Raw genomic sequence first — 14327 nt, forward strand, 5'->3', positions numbered from 1 at the left:
CCGCCGCGGCCCCCGAGGCCGGCGCGGACGCCCCGGCCGAGGCCGCGGCCCCGCGTCGTCGGGCCCGCACCCGCCGCCCGGCGGTTGCGGCCCCCGAGGCGGCCCCGGAGAGCTGATCCGGTCACGCACCACGCGCAGGGGGCGACCCCGTCCGGCCACCGGGCGGCGTCGCCCCCTGCGGCGTTTCCACCCGGCTACGCTCGGCGTCACCGGCGCCAGTCGCCCCGCCGCACCGCACCCGCGCACGCAGGAGATCGCCCATGAGCACGCCGCCGTTCCTCACCCTCCCCCGCTGCGCGCGCGCCCTGCGGGTGCCGACGGCGCGCGGGGAGTTCGCCGCGCTGCGGGCGGAGCCGGCCGGCGCGGTCCGCGGGACGGCCCTGCTCGTGCCCGGGTTCACCGGCAGCAAGGAGGACTTCATCGCGCTCCTGGAGCCGCTCGCCGCGGCCGGCTACCGGGTGACCGCGGTCGACCAGCGCGGCCAGTACGAGAGCGGCGGCCCCGACGATCCGGCCGCCTACGCGGTCGACGCCCTGGGGGCGGACGTCCGGGCGCTCTCCGCGGTGCTTGCCGAGGGCGACGCGCCGCTCCACCTGCTCGGCCACTCCTTCGGCGGCCAGGTGGCCCGGGAGGCCGTCCTGGCCGCGGCCGCCGACGGTCCGCTGCCGTGGAGCTCGCTGACCCTGATGTCCACCGGGCCGGCCTCGATCGAGCCCGCCGAGGCGGAGCGGACCAAGCTGCTGATCGGCGTGCTGCCGTCGATGAGCCTGGAGGAGATCTGGCAGGTGCTCCAGCAGATGGAGCAGCAGGCGGAGCAGACCGGCGGCGACCGGGCCCGCCGCCCCGCCCCCGAGGTCGCGGAGTTCCTGCACCGCCGCTGGGTGGCCAACGTGCCGCAGGCGCTCGCCACCACCGGCGCCCATCTGATCGCCGCGCCCGACCGGGTGGACGAGCTGGCCGCGACCGCGGCCGCGCTGCCCGCCCTGGTGCTCTCCGGGGTCCGGGACTACGCCTGGCCGGTGCCGGAGCAGACCCGGATGGCCGAGCGGCTGGGCGCCCGCCGCGTGGTGATCGAGGACGCCGGCCACTCCCCCAACGCCGAACGGCCGGAGGCCACCGCCGAGGCCCTGCTGGCCTTCTGGGGCTGAGCCCGGACCTTCCCTGGGCGGGGCGCCGGCGCCCCGCCCAGGGAAGTCCCACGACAAAAGTCGTTAGTTGCGGTAATATTTGATTCTGTCCGGGAATCATCGTCGGGGTCGACGCTGGCGACAATCCGCCGAAACCTGGGCTTTACGGACGGGCAACGGCCCGGTAGCAGCACCACGAGACAGTGGTTCACGAGGTACCAGACGCACTTGGCAAGCAGGGGGAGCCCCTTTGCCTCAGCAGACCGTCGACCGTTCGATCCGACAGACCGCGAAAGGGCTGATACCCACTCAGCCACGACCGCCCCGCCCGACGGGGCAAGAGAAGGAGAGGCCCATGCGCTTCGAGATCGTCCGACTGGACGACGCCCACGGCACCGCCACCGACCGCGTGATCGCCGACGCCGAGACCGTCCGCGAACTCGTCCAGGCCGCCGCCCGCACCGGCGAGCGCCTGCTCATCCGTCCGTGCCCGACCGTCTGACCCAGCGCGGCGCCTCCGACCGGGAGCCCTCACCCGCCGCCGAAGAGCCGGGAGCGTCCGATCCCGACGTTCCGATACCCGACTGACGCCCCCGTCACCGCGATCGCCGTTGACGGGGCGTCAGTGCGTCCGGCCCGGCCCACGCGGAGCGGCACCGACGTTTGCCACCGCCCGCCGCTGGACATTCCCTAGCGGGAACCGCCCGCAGCGCGCCCGCCCGGCGCCGAACGGGTGTCCGCACCGACAGGTACCGCCGCGCCCTCCGTACGGGTGATCGTCCTTGACGCGGCGGTCCGGAGGGAGGAGCGTTGTCGGCTATGAGGGGCGAGCCTAGCTGCCCGAGGTGCGCCGGTCGGGTCCGCGCCCCCGGTCTGTTCTCAGACACCTGGCAGTGCGACCGGCACGGAGCGGTGCACCCGATGCAGCCCGTGCTGCCCCCGAGCGTGGAGGCGCTCGGCGTGGCCGTCGCCCGTTCCCAGGTGCCCGTCTGGCTGCCCTGGCCGCTCCCGGTCGGCTGGCTCTACACCGGCATCGCGCACGTCGGCGACGACGTCTCGGGCGCCCGGGCCACCGCGGTCGCCTGCTCCGGGCCGGCGCCGCTGGGCGGCTTCGGAGAGCTGGTGCTGGTCGCCGAGGAGCTGGGCGTGGGGCTCGGCGCCCGGTACGCGGGCCTGTCCGGGCCGGACCCCGGCGAGTCCGTCTCGCTCTACAAGCCCGCCGACGCCAAGCTGATGGCCGCCGGGCGGCCCACCCCGATGTTCCACGTCCCGGACGCGCCCGCCGATCGCGCGGTGTTCGTCGGCGAGGCCCGCGGCCTCTGGCTCTGGGCGGTCGCCTGGCCCGAGCAGTCCGCCCTGGTGATGTACGACGAGCTCGTCCTCACGGATCTGCGCGAGGCCGGCGCCGAGCTGGGCCTGCTGCCCTGCGGCGCGCTCTCCCCCCAGCTGCTGGGCTGACGGCCCGCCGGGCGCCCGCACTATCCTGGGCGGCACCCGCCGCCCACCCCAGGAGCCGACCCCGTGCGCATCGACCTGCACGCCCACAGCAACGCGTCCGACGGCACCGACAGCCCGGCCGAGCTGGTCGCGGCGGCCGCCGCCGCGGGCCTGGACGTGGTGGCGCTCACCGACCACGACACGGTGGCCGGCCACGCCGAGGCCGCCGAGGCGGTCCGCGCGCTGCCCTCCGGCACCCGGCTGAGCCTCGTCCCGGGCGCCGAGCTGTCCTGCGCGGTGGACGGCATCAGCCTGCACCTGCTGGCCTACCTCTTCGACCCGGCCGAGCCGGCCTTCGCCGGCGAGCGCGAGCTGGTGCGCACCGACCGGTTCCGCCGCGGGCGGGCCGTCGTCGAGCGCTGCCGCGCGCTGGGCGCCGACATCAGCTGGGAGCAGGTCCAGCGGATCGCCGGCACCGGCTCGGTCGGCCGGCCGCACATCGCCAGCGCGCTGGTCGAGGCGGGGGTGGTGGCCACCGTCTCCGACGCCTTCACCCCGGAATGGCTGGCCAACGGCGGCCGGGCGGACGTCCGCAAGCACGAGACCGATCCGGCCGAGGCCGTCCGGCTGGTCCGCGCGGCGGGCGGGGTGCCGGTCTTCGCCCACCCGGGCGCGGTCAAGCGCGGGCGGACCGTCTCCGACCAGGTGATCGCGGACCTCGCGGCGGCCGGGCTCGCCGCGCTGGAGGTCGACCACATCGACCACGACGAGCCCACCAGGGCCCGGCTGCGCGGACTGGCCGCCGACCTCGGCCTGCTGACCACCGGTTCCAGCGACTACCACGGCACCCGCAAGAGCGTCCGGCTCGGCGAGCACACCACCGACCCCGGCGTCTACGAGGCGCTGCTGGCCCAGGCCACCGGCGCGAAGCCGATCGAGGGCTGAGCCCGCCCGGCCGGACGCGCGGGCGTGCGGGAGCACCCCGCCGGGCCCGGCGGGGGCGCGCGCCCCGCTGCGGCCCGGCGGCGGGCCCTGCGGACCCCGGTGACCGGGCGTCAGTCCAGCGGCACCCCGCGGCGGTCGGCGTCGCGCAGATCGGTGCCGTGCTTCAGCCAGCGCTCCTCCAGCGCGGCCGCGCCGTGCACCCGCTTCCAGCCGGCCTCGTTGGGCGTCATCGGCAGCAACGGGAGGAAGCGCACCGGGTCGGCCGGCTCGTCGAGTTCCAGGTCGGGCACCAGGCCGCCCGGTTCGGCGGCCAGCACCGAGGTGAACGGCGCGCCGTCCCAGAGCGGAGAGCCGAGGTCCAGCGAGCCGCCGGGGGCCAGCACCAGGCCCTCCACCTGCGGCGTCGCGGCGAAGGTGGCCAGGGTGCGGAGCACGGTGTCGCGGGCCCCACGGATCGTCAGCAGCAGTTCGGCGCGGGGGCCGCGGACCTGGTCGGCGACCGGCGCGGTCGGGTCCGCCATCGGCGCGGCGGCCATCCCGAGCGTGGCGTAGCGGACCAGCCCCTCGGCGTCCGGGCCGAAGCGCAGCACCTCGATCCGGTCCGCGCCGAGGAAGGTGACCGCGGCGCGGCCGCTCGGCTCGCCGAAGGTGGTCAGCAGCCGGGCCTCGACGGCGGCCAGCACGGCCTCCCGGGAGAGGCCGGCCGGGTCGTGGGAGCCGCCGGAGGGGTCACCGAAGAGCGGGAAGTCGTGCGCCATGCCGGTGAGCGTAACCGGTGCGGCCGCGGAGCCGGCAGGCCCACCGGGAGAACGTCGCAGCGACGATGCCCGGTCAGATGTTAGTGTGAGCGACTGGCCACCGGGGATCCTCTCTCCGGGGCAGCGGCGTGAAGGAGGTGGTTGCGGTGGATACCAGCCGACCATGCAGTACCGGCAGCTCTACCCGGCCCGGACGCCTTCCCCGTACCCCTCGCCTCGCAGGCTGAAACAGCGGCACCAGTAGCCGATCGGCAGCCGCGTTCCTCGAGACGGACCCAGGCGAAGTCGGCCCCGGCCGGGAGAGCACCCTCACCGGCGTCCGGTCGTTCCAGCGCGAGCCCCAGCAAGGCCGAGGACCGACCGCAGGCGTCATTCCACCGGTGTTCCATGCCGTCGCACCACGGCCATCCGCCACCGTGCCGCCGTGCGGCGGCTCCTGCCCAGGGAGCCTGCCATGTCGATGATCAACAGCCTGCGCGCAGCCGTCCGCACCAACCGCCGCCGTTCCGCGAGCGGCCTGTTCGACTCGATCCACCCGGGCCAGTCCGCCTCCGCGGTGGTGGACTGCGCGGTGTACCAGTCCGGCAAGCGGCACGGCGAGAGCTGCAGCCCGCGCGAGGCGGCCCGCCGGGTGAAGGCCTCGCAGCAACTGCCGGACGGCGCGGCATCGTTCAGCTGGATCGGGCTGCACGAGCCGACCGAGGCCGAGTTCGAGGGCATCGCGCAGCGCTTCGGCCTGCACCCGCTGGCGGTCGAGGACGCCGTCCACGCGCACCAGCGGCCCAAGGTCGAGCGGTACGACGACGTGCTGTTCGCCGTCTTCAAGACGATCCGCTACGTCGAGCACGACCAGCTCACCCCGACCAGCGAGGTGGTCGAGACCGGCGAGCTGATGGTCTTCGCCGGGCGGGACTTCGTCATCACCGTCCGGCACGGCGGGCACAGTTCGCTGCAGGAGCTGCGGCACCGGCTGGAGGCCGACGCGGACGGTTCGGGGCTGCTGACCAAGGGCCCCTCCGCGGTGCTGCACGCCATCGCCGACCACGTGGTGGACAACTACCTGCTGGTCGCCGACCGGCTCCAGACGGACGTCGACGAGATCGAGTTCGACGTCTTCTCCAACAAGGGCGGCCGGGGCACCGACGTCGGCCGGGTCTACCAGCTCAAGCGCGAGGTCCTGGAGTTCAAGCGTGCGGTGACGCCGCTGCTGCGGCCCATGCAGCAGCTCTCCGAGCCGCTCCAGCGGCTGGTCGACCCGGACATCCAGAAGTACTTCCGGGACGTCGCCGACCACCTCGCCCGGGTCACCGAGCAGGTGCACGGCTTCGACGAGCTGCTGAACTCGCTGCTCCAGGCCAACCTGGCCCAGGTGTCGGTCGCGCAGAACGAGGACATGCGCAAGATCACCGCCTGGGCGGCGATCTTCGCCGTGCCCACCATGATCACCGGCGTCTACGGCATGAACTTCGACTACATGCCGGAGCTGCACCACGAGTACGGCTACCCGATGGTGCTCGGCAGCGTCGTCCTGATCTGCATCGGGATGTACCGCGGCTTCCGCCGCAACGGCTGGCTGTAGCCGGCCGTCACCGCCGGCCGCCCCGGGCGACCAGGACCAGGCCCAGCAGGATCAGCACCACCGCCGGGTAGGCGGCCACCGGGGGCCACTGGCCGAGCCAGAGCGCCGCGATCAGTGCGGCGCCCGGCGTCTCCAGCAGGATGGCGGTGGAGGTGACGGACGGGCCGAGGGTGCGCACCACCCGGTTGCTGAGCGAGTGGCCGAGCAGCTGGGCGGTGACCATCAGCAGCACGATCTGCCACCAGACGCCGGCCGGCCAGCCGGCCATCGGCGTCCCGGCCACCAGGCAGACCACCAGCAGGACGGCCGCCGTGGTGGCGTAGCAGACCAGGGTGTAGGCGGTGGTGCTGACGGTCCGGCGGACCTCGGCCCCCAGCAGCATGTAGCCGGCCGCGGCGAGGCCCGCGCCCAGCGCCAGCGCGTCGCCCAGCAGGGCCCGCGGCGAGAGCGTGAGGTCGACCCCGGTGAGCACCAGCACACCGGCGAACGCCACCGTCATGCCGATCCACACCGCGCGGGGCGCCCGCACCCCGCCGAGGCGCATCAGCAGGATGGTCCAGAGCGGCGTGGTGGTCACCAGCGCGGTCGCCGAGGCCACCGAGGTCATCCGCAGGCTCGGCATCCAGAGCGCGAAGTGCACGGCGAGCAGCGCGCCGGCCGCCGCCGCCAGCAGCAGTGCCCGGCGGCCGATCCCGCGCAGCTCGGCCCGGTGCCGCAGCAGCGCGTACGGACCCAGCACGCCGACCGACATGACGTTGCGCCAGAACGCGATCGCCAGGGCGGGCGCGGCGGTGGCGCTGATCAGCGGCGCGGAGAGCGAGATGCCGGAGACCGAGACGGCGAGCAGCAGCAGGTCCAGCCTGGGGAGCGGGTGCGGCGGCGCGGCGGGGCCGGACGCGGTGGCGGGGGCTGCGGTCTCGGGCCGGGTCGGCACGGTGCTCCTCGGGCTCGGGGTGGGAGTCGGGCGGCTCCTAAGGTAAGGCCCGTGCGGCCGTCTTGGAACTGTCGCCCGACCGGTGAGACACGCCGTGGACAGCTCAGGCCGTACGCTGTCCGCCATGGACCGTACGCCCGCCGCAGCCGCCACCGCCGACGACTTCCTCGACCGGGCCCTCCTGGAGGAGGCCGCGAAGAAGTCCGGCCTGCTCTGGGTGCGCGCGGACGGCCAGGAGCACAGCCGCCCGCTCTGGCACGCCTGGCACGACGGCGCGGTGGTCGTGGTCGGCGACGGCGCCGAGCAGCCGCTGCACGGCCTGACCGCCGGGGCCGGCGCGGTGGTGACCGTCCGCAGCAAGGACAAGGGCGGCCGGCTCACCGGCTGGACGGCCCGCGTGGTCGAGCCGGAGCCGCACGGCGAGGCCTGGCTGGGCGCCGTCGAGGAGCTCAAGGGCAAGCGGCTGAACGCGCCCGACACCGACACCATCGCCGACCGCTGGGCCCGCGAGTGCCGGGTGCTCCGGCTGGAGCCGGCCGGCACCGGGCGGGACCTGCTCGCCGAACACCCGGGCGCCATGCCCGACGAGTCCCACGCCACCGCGCCGCTGCCCACCTCGGCCACCACCCGCGAGCCCGTACCGGCCGGCCTCCCGAAGCTGCTGTTCAAGCGCCGCAAGCGCTGAGCCCGCGCCGCGCCGCCGCTCAGCCCTCCCCGGACGGCCGGATCGGCGCCGTGGCTCGTCGGGCCGGGTGCGGGACGCGCGGGTAGCCTGGGGCTGGTCCGACAAGCCGCGGGCCGCGCCCGCGCGCTCCTGGGGGCGCCGAGCGAGCGAGGGAGTCCATGGCAGGGGCAGGCAGCCGGGTCTTCATCTCGCACCTCTCCGGCGTCGCCGTCTTCGACCCGAACGGCGACCAGGTCGGCCGGGTGCGCGACGTGGTGGTCACGCTCCGCCTCGGCGGCCGGCCGCCCCGGGTGCTCGGCCTGGTGGTCGAGGTGATCGGCCGGCGCCGGATCTTCCTGCCGATGACCAGGGTGACCAGCCTGGAGTCCGGCCAGGTGCTCACCACCGGCGTGATCAACATGCGCCGCTTCGAACAGCGCCCGTCCGAGACCCTCGTGCTCGGCGAGCTGCTGGACCGGACCGTCAGCTGGACCAAGACCGGTCAGGACGTCACCGTCCTGGACGTCGCGATGGTGCAGACCCGGCTGCGCGAGTGGGAGATCAGCAAGGTCTTCGTCCAGGTCGGCCGGGTCGGCCGGCTGCGCAAGGCCAAGGGCGAGTCGCTCACCCTGGACTGGCAGGACGTCACCGGCTTCAGCCTCACCGAGGAGGGCCAGGGCGCCGCCAACCTGCTCGCCACCTTCGACCAGCTGCGCCCCGCCGACCTCGCCAACGTCATGCACCACCTCTCCGCCAAGCGCCGCGCCGAGGTGGCCGCCGCGCTCGACGACGAGCGGCTCGCGGACGTCCTGGAGGAGCTGCCCGAGGACGACCAGGTCGAGATCATCGGCAAGCTGAAGGACGAGCGCGCCGCCGACGTGCTGGAGGCGATGGACCCGGACGACGCCGCCGACCTGCTCTCCGAGCTGCCCGGCGACGAGGCCGAGCGCCTGCTCCAGCTGATGGAACCGGACGAGGCCGAGCCGGTCCGCCGGCTGCTGCGGTACGAGGAGAACACCGCCGGCGGTCTGATGACCACCGAGCCCATCGTGCTGGAGCCGGACGCCACGGTGGCCGAGGCGCTGGCCCGCGTCCGGGTCGCGGACAACAAGCCGGCGCTGGCCGCGCAGATCTTCGTCTGCCGCCCGCCGAACGAGACGCCGACCGGCAAGTACCTGGGCACCGTGCACTTCCAGCGGCTGCTGCGCGAGCCCCCGTACACCCTGGTCGGCTCGCTGGTGGACGACGACCTCGACCCGCTGCCGCCGGACACCCCGCTGTCCCTGATCACCAGCTACCTGGCGACGTACAACATGGTCGCCGCGCCGGTGGTCGACGAGGCGGACCACCTGGTCGGCGCGGTGACCGTCGACGACGTGCTCGACCACCTGCTGCCGGAGGACTGGCGCGAGGCCGCCCTGCACGGACCGGACGACGAGCGAGAGGTGCTGACCGGTGGACGCTGACCGCAAGGGCCGACGGGAGGACACCCCCCGCCAGCGCCTCCAGGGCGAGCTGCGCCAACTGCGCCAGCTGCGCGAACTGCGCGCCCGGGAGGGCGCCCGCGAGCGCCGCGCCGAGCCCTCCACCGGCGTCGCCTCCCGCTCCCGGCTGGACCAGCCGCGAACCACCAGGCCCGGCCTGATCACCCTGCCGACGTACGACCCGGAGGCCTTCGGCAAGCTCTCCGAGCGGATCGCGCGCTTCCTGGGCACCGGGCGGTTCATCGTCTGGATGACCGTCGTGGTGGTCGTCTGGGTGGGCTGGAACACGGTGCTGCCGGACGCCGTCCACTTCGACGACTACCCGTTCATCTTCCTCACCCTGATGCTCTCGCTGCAGGCCTCGTACGCGGCGCCGCTGATCCTGCTGGCGCAGAACCGCCAGGACGACCGGGACCGCGTCAACATGGAGCAGGACCGCGCCCGCAGCGATCGGAACATCGCCGACACCGAGTACCTGACCCGGGAGGTGGCGGCCCTGCGCCAGGGCCTCGGCGAGGTCGCCACCCGGGCTTTCATCGCCTCGGAGCTGGGCGCGGTCCGCTCCGAACTGCAGTCCCTGCTCAAGGAGATCGACGAACGCCGGGAGAGTTCCGGGATGCTGTGACCGGCAGCACGCTACCGACCGGTTAAGCGGTACGCCCGGCGCCGTACCATCAAGGCATGGCCAACGAGACAGAGGTCGCGGCCGGCGTCACGGAGGAGTCCGTACGCCAGGCGCTGGCGACCGTGAACGACCCGGAGATCAACCGTCCGATCACCGAGATCGGCATGGTGAAATCGGTCGAGATCGCCGAGAGCGGCGAGGTCCGCGTCGCGGTCTACCTCACCGTCTCCGGCTGCCCGATGCGTGACACCATCGTCACCCGGGTGCGTGACGCGGTCGGCGCGGTCCCCGGCGTCACCGGCGTCGAGGTCGAGCTCGACGTGATGAGCGACGAGCAGCGCAAGGAGCTCTCCCAGCTGCTGCGCGGCGGCGCCCCGGAGCGCGAGATCCCGTTCGCCAAGCCGGGCACGCTGACCCGGGTCTACGCGGTCGCCTCCGGCAAGGGCGGCGTCGGCAAGTCCTCCGTGACGGTGAACCTCGCGGCCGCGATGGCCGCGGACGGCCTGAAGGTCGCCGTGGTGGACGCCGACATCTACGGCCACAGCGTGCCGCGCATGCTGGGCGTCGAGGGCCGGCCCACCCAGGTCCAGGACATGATCATGCCGCCGCAGGCGAACGGCGTGAAGGTCATCTCGATCGGCATGTTCACCCCCGGCAACGCCCCGGTGGTCTGGCGCGGCCCGATGCTGCACCGCGCGCTCCAGCAGTTCCTGGCCGACGTCTACTGGGGCGACCTCGACGTCCTGCTGCTGGACCTGCCGCCCGGCACCGGCGACATCGCGATCTCGGTCGCGCAGCTGGTCCCGAACGCGGAGATCCTGATCGTCACCACCCCGCAGATGGCCGCCGCCGAGGTGGCCGAGCGGGCCGGCACCATCGCGGTGCAGACGCACCAGAAGATCGTCGGCGTGATCGAGAACATGTCCGGCATGCCCTGCCCGCACTGCGACGAGATGATCGACGTGTTCGGCACCGGCGGCGGCCAGATCGTCGCGGACGCGCTCACCCGGATCGTCGGCGCCAACGTGCCGGTGCTCGGCTCGATCCCGATCGACGTCCGGCTGCGCGAGGGCGGCGACGACGGCCGCCCGGTCGTGCTCGCCGCGCCCGACTCCCCCGCCGGCGCCGCCCTGCGCGCCGTCGCGGGCAAGCTCGGCGGCCGCCAGCGCGGCCTCTCCGGCCTCTCCCTCGGCCTCACCCCGAAGAACAAGTTCTGATCCTCGCGAAGGGCCGGGCGGTTCGCCCGGCCCTTCGCGCTGTCCCGGGGCGGGCCGGGGCGGGCTACGGGCGGGTGTAGGCGGTCAGGTCGGGGACGGTGGAGAAGCCGGTGCCGTAGGCGCTGACACCGCGGCCGTAGGCGCCGAGGAGGACGCCGGGGGCCTCGCCCGCGAGGACCCAGCCGTACTCGGACTCGCGGTAGCGGAAGGGCTGCGGCAGACCGTTCACCGGGAGGCTGAGGGTGGACCACCCGGGGCCGGCCAGGTCGTCGGCGAGGTCCCAGGCGAGGGTGCTCTGCTGGTCCAGCCAGTCCTGGCGCAGCGTGCGGTCCAGCTGGCCCGGCCAGGTGGAGGCGAGCAGGCCGGAGCCGGCCAGCCAGGCGGCGGAGGAGGCCGAGGTCGCCTCCAGCGTGCCGGTGTTGTCGGCGCTGCGGCGGCTGCCCCGGCGGGCCACCGTGACGACCACGGCGAACTTGCGCATGTCCCGCGGCTCGTACTGCCGGGCCGGCTCCTCACCGTGGCCGAGGGTGCCGTAGTCGACGCTGCCGGGCGCGCCACCACGCGGGCCGCCGGCGCCGGCCTGGATCAGGTAGCGGCGGCCGGTCCAGCCGTCGTCCAGGCCGTACCAGGGGAAGTCCGCCGACAGGTAGGGGACCAGTGGGTCGGCCGGGCCGGCCTGTCCGCCGACCGTCGGGCCGTCGGCCGTCGCCGTCCCCACCGCATGACTCGTCGCGTCCATCCCGGGCCTCCTCAACGCAGATCTCCTGCCGTGGTGCGCTCCCATGGTGGCGTACCGCGGCGTTCCCGCCGGGTGCCTCCGGGCCGGAACCGACCGGAAGTGACCGACGGCACAGCGGGAACATTCAGCACAATAGCGGCGCACACGCCGCCGCCCCGCTCAGCCGTGCGGCCGGGCGGGGCGGTGGCGTCGGCGGAGCGACGCGGGATCAGGTGGCGTCGGGGTCGAACGGAGGGCGCTCGCCGGGCTGGAGCACGGCGCCGGCGGAGGCCGGGGCCACCACGGCGGACTTGTCCATGCTGACCGTGCCGGCGCGCCCGTGGCCGTTCACGGCGGCGGCGGGCTTGTCGTCCAGCACCGAGCGGATGTCCAGGCTGTCCCGCATCTCCTTGAGGCCCAGCGGGTCGTCCTGGCCGCCCATGAGCTGCTTGCGGACGAAGGTCTTGGGGTGGAGGTCCTCGAACTCGAAGTCCTTGAACTCCGGGCCCAGCTCGCTGCGGATGTCCTCCTTGGCCGAGTCGGCGAAGGAGCGGACCTTCTTGATGAAGCCCATGGTGTCCTGGATCAGCTTCGGCAGCTTGTCCGGACCGAAGATCACGATGGCCATGATGACCAGAGTCAGGATCTCCAGTCCGCCTACGTCGCTGAACACCTAAGCTCCCTCAGCTCGTCGGACAACGGGTTCCTACAGCGTAATGGCCACCGTCGGATCCGGACCCCACAGTGTGATGAAGCCGTGGTGAAGAGCCGTCGACGGCCATGGCCGCGGTGGGCCGGTCCGCGCTACCGGTTCTCCTGGTGCAGTCCGGCGAGGCCCGAGCTCGGGGTCCGGTCCGGCACGATCTGCTGCGGGGTCGCGCTGCGGGTGGCCGCCACCGGGCGGACCGGGAAGTCCACCGGGACCTGGGCCTTCATCGGGGCGTACCCGCCGCCGCGGCCGGGGTTGCCGGCCGGGCTCACCGAGGTGCCGTGCTGATCGTCGCTCTGCGCGGCGAAGCCACCGACCCCGCCCAGCGTCACCGCGGCGACCGAGAAGGCCCCGGCGGCGGCGAAGACGAAGCGGCGTCCGCGCGGCGGAGCCTGCCGGGTCACCACCGGGCCGGTGGCGGCCGCGGCCGGGCGCGGCACCGCGGAGGCCTCGGGACGGCCGGAGCGCCGGCCCATCAGCGGGCGCAGCACCGAGCTCCCGCGCCCGAACGCACGGGGGTCGACACCGGGCACCGGTGCGTCGGCGCCGAGCGCGCCCGCACCGAAGGCGCCCGCGCCACGGCCGAAGGAGCCGCCGTTCAGCCGGCTGCCGCCGAGCGTGCCGCCGGTCTCCGGCCGGGGGGACCCCCAGGCCGCGGGCAGTCCGCCGCCGGGCAGGTCGTCGTCGTCCCGGCGCGGCCGCTCGGCGGGAGCGTCCTCGTCCTGGAGCGTGCCGACGGCCATCAGCCGGGACATCAGCGCCGAGGACGGGCCGGGGGTGCCGGTCCGGGTCAGCAGGTGCTTCACGGCGCGGCCCTCGTCGGCCTCGGCGAGGCACTCCGGGCAGGTCGCCAGATGGGCCTGGACGCGGTCGCGGGAGTCGTGGCCCAGTTCGCCGTCGACGAAGGCGGAGAGCCGCTCCCCGAGGTGGTGCTCCTCGGCGGCGGGTTCGGCGTGCCGGACGGCGACCGCGCGCAGCGACGCCTCACCCGGCAGGGCCGGAACGGGCGGCAGCGGGTCCTCGGCGCCGTCCTCGTGGCCGCGCCGGCCCAGCTGGGGCCAGCCGCCGCGCCAGGCGGCGGCCCTGCCGGGAGCGTCCGGCCGACCCGGTCCCGACCGGCCGGTTCCGCTCACGATCGCCTCCGTCCGCGCCCGCCCGGCGCGACCGTGGCCTCACCCGCGGCGGCGCCGACCGGCACCGGTACCGGCTCCTCGGAGCCGCCCCGGCGCTCGCGGCCCGGGGCCGCGCCGGGGGCGCGGTGCTTCAGCGCGGCGCGCAGGTGCGAGCGGCCGCGGTGGATCCGGCTGCGGACGGTGCCGAGCTTGACGCCCAGCGTCGCCGCGATCTCCTCGTAGGAGAGGCCCTCGATGTCGCAGAGCACCACGGCGGCGCGGAACTCCGGGGCGAGGGTGTCCAGCGCCTGCTGGACGTCGGCGTCGAAGTGGGTGTCGCTGAAGTGCTGGGCCGGGCTGGGCTCGCGGCTGGCCAGGCGCTCGGCCGCGTCGTCGCCGAGCGCGTCGAAGCGGATCCGCTGGCGCCGACGGACCATGTCCAGGAACAGGTTGGTGGTGATCCGGTGCAACCAGCCCTCGAACGTGCCGGGGGTGTAGGTCGACAACGAACGGAACACCCGGACGAAGACCTCCTGGGTGAGGTCCTCGGCGTCGTGCTGATTCCCCGTCAGGCGGTAGGCGAGGCGGTAGACGCGGGCGCTGTGCGCCTCGACGATCTCCTCCCAGGAGGGCGGAGTCCAGGTCTGCGCGTCGGGACCCTCGGCGAAGCTCGCGAGGGCGGCGGGTGCCTCGGTGGTACCGGCGGCCGGCGTCGCGGCGACCGGCTGGTCCAGGGTGGAGTGCGCAGACTGGTTCATCACGGGCTTCGGCGTACGGGCTGACGCGGTGCCGCGGGAGTGCCGCCGCACAGGGACGTCGCCCTCGGCCACACCTCCTCGGTTGGCTCTTCTGCCCAGCAGGGCCACCACCATATCCACCTCGCCCGTCAAGCCCGGATAAAAGTGCCCGGGGGGTATCGCGGGGGTATCCGTCGACCGGTCCCTTCCTCAGCAACGGCCCGCCGCCGTACGCGGTTCCCGGTCGGCCAGTAATCTGTGCCAGGAAATATCGACTTCCG

15 protein-coding genes are annotated in these 14327 nt (G+C 74.5%); 9 read left to right on the forward strand and 6 right to left on the reverse strand.

Translation table 11 applies throughout. The features are described from left to right. Window positions 1–260 precede the first annotated feature (260 nt). The 4 genes from ABT263_RS32335 (at window position 261) to ABT263_RS32350 (ending at window position 3509) form a co-directional block, all read left to right on the forward strand. On the forward strand, window positions 261–1148 hold the full coding sequence (locus ABT263_RS32335; RefSeq protein WP_352295852.1) for an alpha/beta fold hydrolase: 888 nt from the start codon (window positions 261–263) through the stop codon (window positions 1146–1148). Between the two features lie 334 nt (window positions 1149–1482). After that, on the forward strand, window positions 1483–1629 hold the full coding sequence (locus ABT263_RS32340) for a DUF8834 family protein (protein ID WP_329489482.1): 147 nt from the start codon (window positions 1483–1485) through the stop codon (window positions 1627–1629). Window positions 1630–1946: 317 nt separating this feature from the next. Beyond that, a complete protein-coding gene (locus ABT263_RS32345; protein WP_329489481.1) occupies window positions 1947–2585 on the forward strand; it encodes a DUF6758 family protein in 639 nt (212 codons plus the stop codon). Window positions 2586–2648: 63 nt separating this feature from the next. Beyond that, complete coding sequence (locus tag ABT263_RS32350; RefSeq protein ID WP_352295855.1) at window positions 2649–3509, forward strand: PHP domain-containing protein; 861 nt, start codon at window positions 2649–2651, stop codon at window positions 3507–3509. A 110-nt stretch (window positions 3510–3619) separates the two neighbouring features. On the opposite strand, the gene ABT263_RS32355 is transcribed toward ABT263_RS32350, so the two are convergent. After that, window positions 3620–4267, reverse strand: coding sequence for a suppressor of fused domain protein (locus ABT263_RS32355; protein ID WP_329489479.1), 648 nt, complete (start codon window positions 4265–4267; stop codon window positions 3620–3622). A 454-nt stretch (window positions 4268–4721) separates the two neighbouring features. Here ABT263_RS32355 and corA point away from each other — a divergent pair, with 454 nt between their 5' ends. Then, the gene (corA, locus tag ABT263_RS32360) at window positions 4722–5846 is read left to right on the forward strand and encodes a magnesium/cobalt transporter CorA (protein ID WP_352295858.1); all 1125 of its coding nucleotides are present in this window, start codon (window positions 4722–4724) and stop codon (window positions 5844–5846) included. Window positions 5847–5853: 7 nt separating this feature from the next. Here corA and ABT263_RS32365 read toward each other — a convergent pair whose 3' ends face one another. Further along, a complete protein-coding gene (locus tag ABT263_RS32365; protein WP_502885899.1) occupies window positions 5854–6780 on the reverse strand; it encodes a DMT family transporter in 927 nt (308 codons plus the stop codon). A 124-nt stretch (window positions 6781–6904) separates the two neighbouring features. Here ABT263_RS32365 and ABT263_RS32370 point away from each other — a divergent pair, with 124 nt between their 5' ends. From ABT263_RS32370 to ABT263_RS32385, 4 genes are all read left to right on the forward strand, one after another. Then, window positions 6905–7465, forward strand: coding sequence for a pyridoxamine 5'-phosphate oxidase family protein (locus tag ABT263_RS32370; RefSeq protein ID WP_352295860.1), 561 nt, complete (start codon window positions 6905–6907; stop codon window positions 7463–7465). A 158-nt stretch (window positions 7466–7623) separates the two neighbouring features. Continuing rightward, a complete protein-coding gene (locus ABT263_RS32375) occupies window positions 7624–8910 on the forward strand; it encodes a magnesium transporter MgtE N-terminal domain-containing protein (RefSeq protein WP_352295863.1) in 1287 nt (428 codons plus the stop codon). Window positions 8911–8959: 49 nt separating this feature from the next. Continuing rightward, complete coding sequence (locus tag ABT263_RS32380) at window positions 8960–9553, forward strand: DUF1003 domain-containing protein (protein ID WP_380388407.1); 594 nt, start codon at window positions 8960–8962, stop codon at window positions 9551–9553. A 56-nt stretch (window positions 9554–9609) separates the two neighbouring features. Further along, window positions 9610–10770, forward strand: coding sequence for an Mrp/NBP35 family ATP-binding protein (locus ABT263_RS32385; protein ID WP_352295866.1), 1161 nt, complete (start codon window positions 9610–9612; stop codon window positions 10768–10770). A 64-nt stretch (window positions 10771–10834) separates the two neighbouring features. Here ABT263_RS32385 and ABT263_RS32390 read toward each other — a convergent pair whose 3' ends face one another. The 4 genes from ABT263_RS32390 to sigE form a co-directional block, all read right to left on the reverse strand. Then, complete coding sequence (locus tag ABT263_RS32390) at window positions 10835–11509, reverse strand: hypothetical protein (RefSeq protein ID WP_329489474.1); 675 nt, start codon at window positions 11507–11509, stop codon at window positions 10835–10837. Between the two features lie 208 nt (window positions 11510–11717). Next, window positions 11718–12161, reverse strand: coding sequence for a sec-independent translocase (locus ABT263_RS32395; RefSeq protein WP_352295869.1), 444 nt, complete (start codon window positions 12159–12161; stop codon window positions 11718–11720). A gap of 131 nt (window positions 12162–12292) precedes the next feature. Continuing rightward, window positions 12293–13330, reverse strand: a complete 1038-nt coding sequence (locus ABT263_RS32400) for an anti-sigma factor (protein ID WP_352295871.1) — start codon at window positions 13328–13330, stop codon at window positions 12293–12295. Further along, window positions 13327–14067 (reverse strand): RNA polymerase sigma factor SigE, encoded by a 741-nt coding sequence (gene sigE, locus ABT263_RS32405; protein WP_380388406.1) that lies wholly within the window; start codon window positions 14065–14067, stop codon window positions 13327–13329. The genes ABT263_RS32400 and sigE overlap by 4 nt, the downstream gene beginning before the upstream one ends. Window positions 14068–14327: the final 260 nt, after the last annotated feature.

Source organism: Kitasatospora sp. NPDC001603, assembly GCF_040298365.1.
Taxonomy (GTDB): Bacteria; Actinomycetota; Actinomycetes; order Streptomycetales; family Streptomycetaceae; genus Kitasatospora.

What these genes read in the sequence shown, in the direction of transcription:
- ABT263_RS32340 (WP_329489482.1), top strand. Translation starts at nt 1,483, where the DNA reads ATGCGCTTCGAGATCGTCCGACTGGACGACGCCCACGGCACCGCCACC.
- ABT263_RS32355 (WP_329489479.1), bottom strand. Translation starts at nt 4,267, where the DNA reads ATGGCGCACGACTTCCCGCTCTTCGGTGACCCCTCCGGCGGCTCCCAC.
- ABT263_RS32335 (WP_352295852.1), top strand. Translation starts at nt 261, where the DNA reads ATGAGCACGCCGCCGTTCCTCACCCTCCCCCGCTGCGCGCGCGCCCTG.
- ABT263_RS32385 (WP_352295866.1), top strand. Translation starts at nt 9,610, where the DNA reads ATGGCCAACGAGACAGAGGTCGCGGCCGGCGTCACGGAGGAGTCCGTA.
- sigE (WP_380388406.1), bottom strand. Translation starts at nt 14,067, where the DNA reads ATGAACCAGTCTGCGCACTCCACCCTGGACCAGCCGGTCGCCGCGACG.
- corA (WP_352295858.1), top strand. Translation starts at nt 4,722, where the DNA reads ATGTCGATGATCAACAGCCTGCGCGCAGCCGTCCGCACCAACCGCCGC.
- ABT263_RS32375 (WP_352295863.1), top strand. Translation starts at nt 7,624, where the DNA reads ATGGCAGGGGCAGGCAGCCGGGTCTTCATCTCGCACCTCTCCGGCGTC.
- ABT263_RS32345 (WP_329489481.1), top strand. Translation starts at nt 1,947, where the DNA reads ATGAGGGGCGAGCCTAGCTGCCCGAGGTGCGCCGGTCGGGTCCGCGCC.
- ABT263_RS32370 (WP_352295860.1), top strand. Translation starts at nt 6,905, where the DNA reads ATGGACCGTACGCCCGCCGCAGCCGCCACCGCCGACGACTTCCTCGAC.
- ABT263_RS32390 (WP_329489474.1), bottom strand. Translation starts at nt 11,509, where the DNA reads ATGGACGCGACGAGTCATGCGGTGGGGACGGCGACGGCCGACGGCCCG.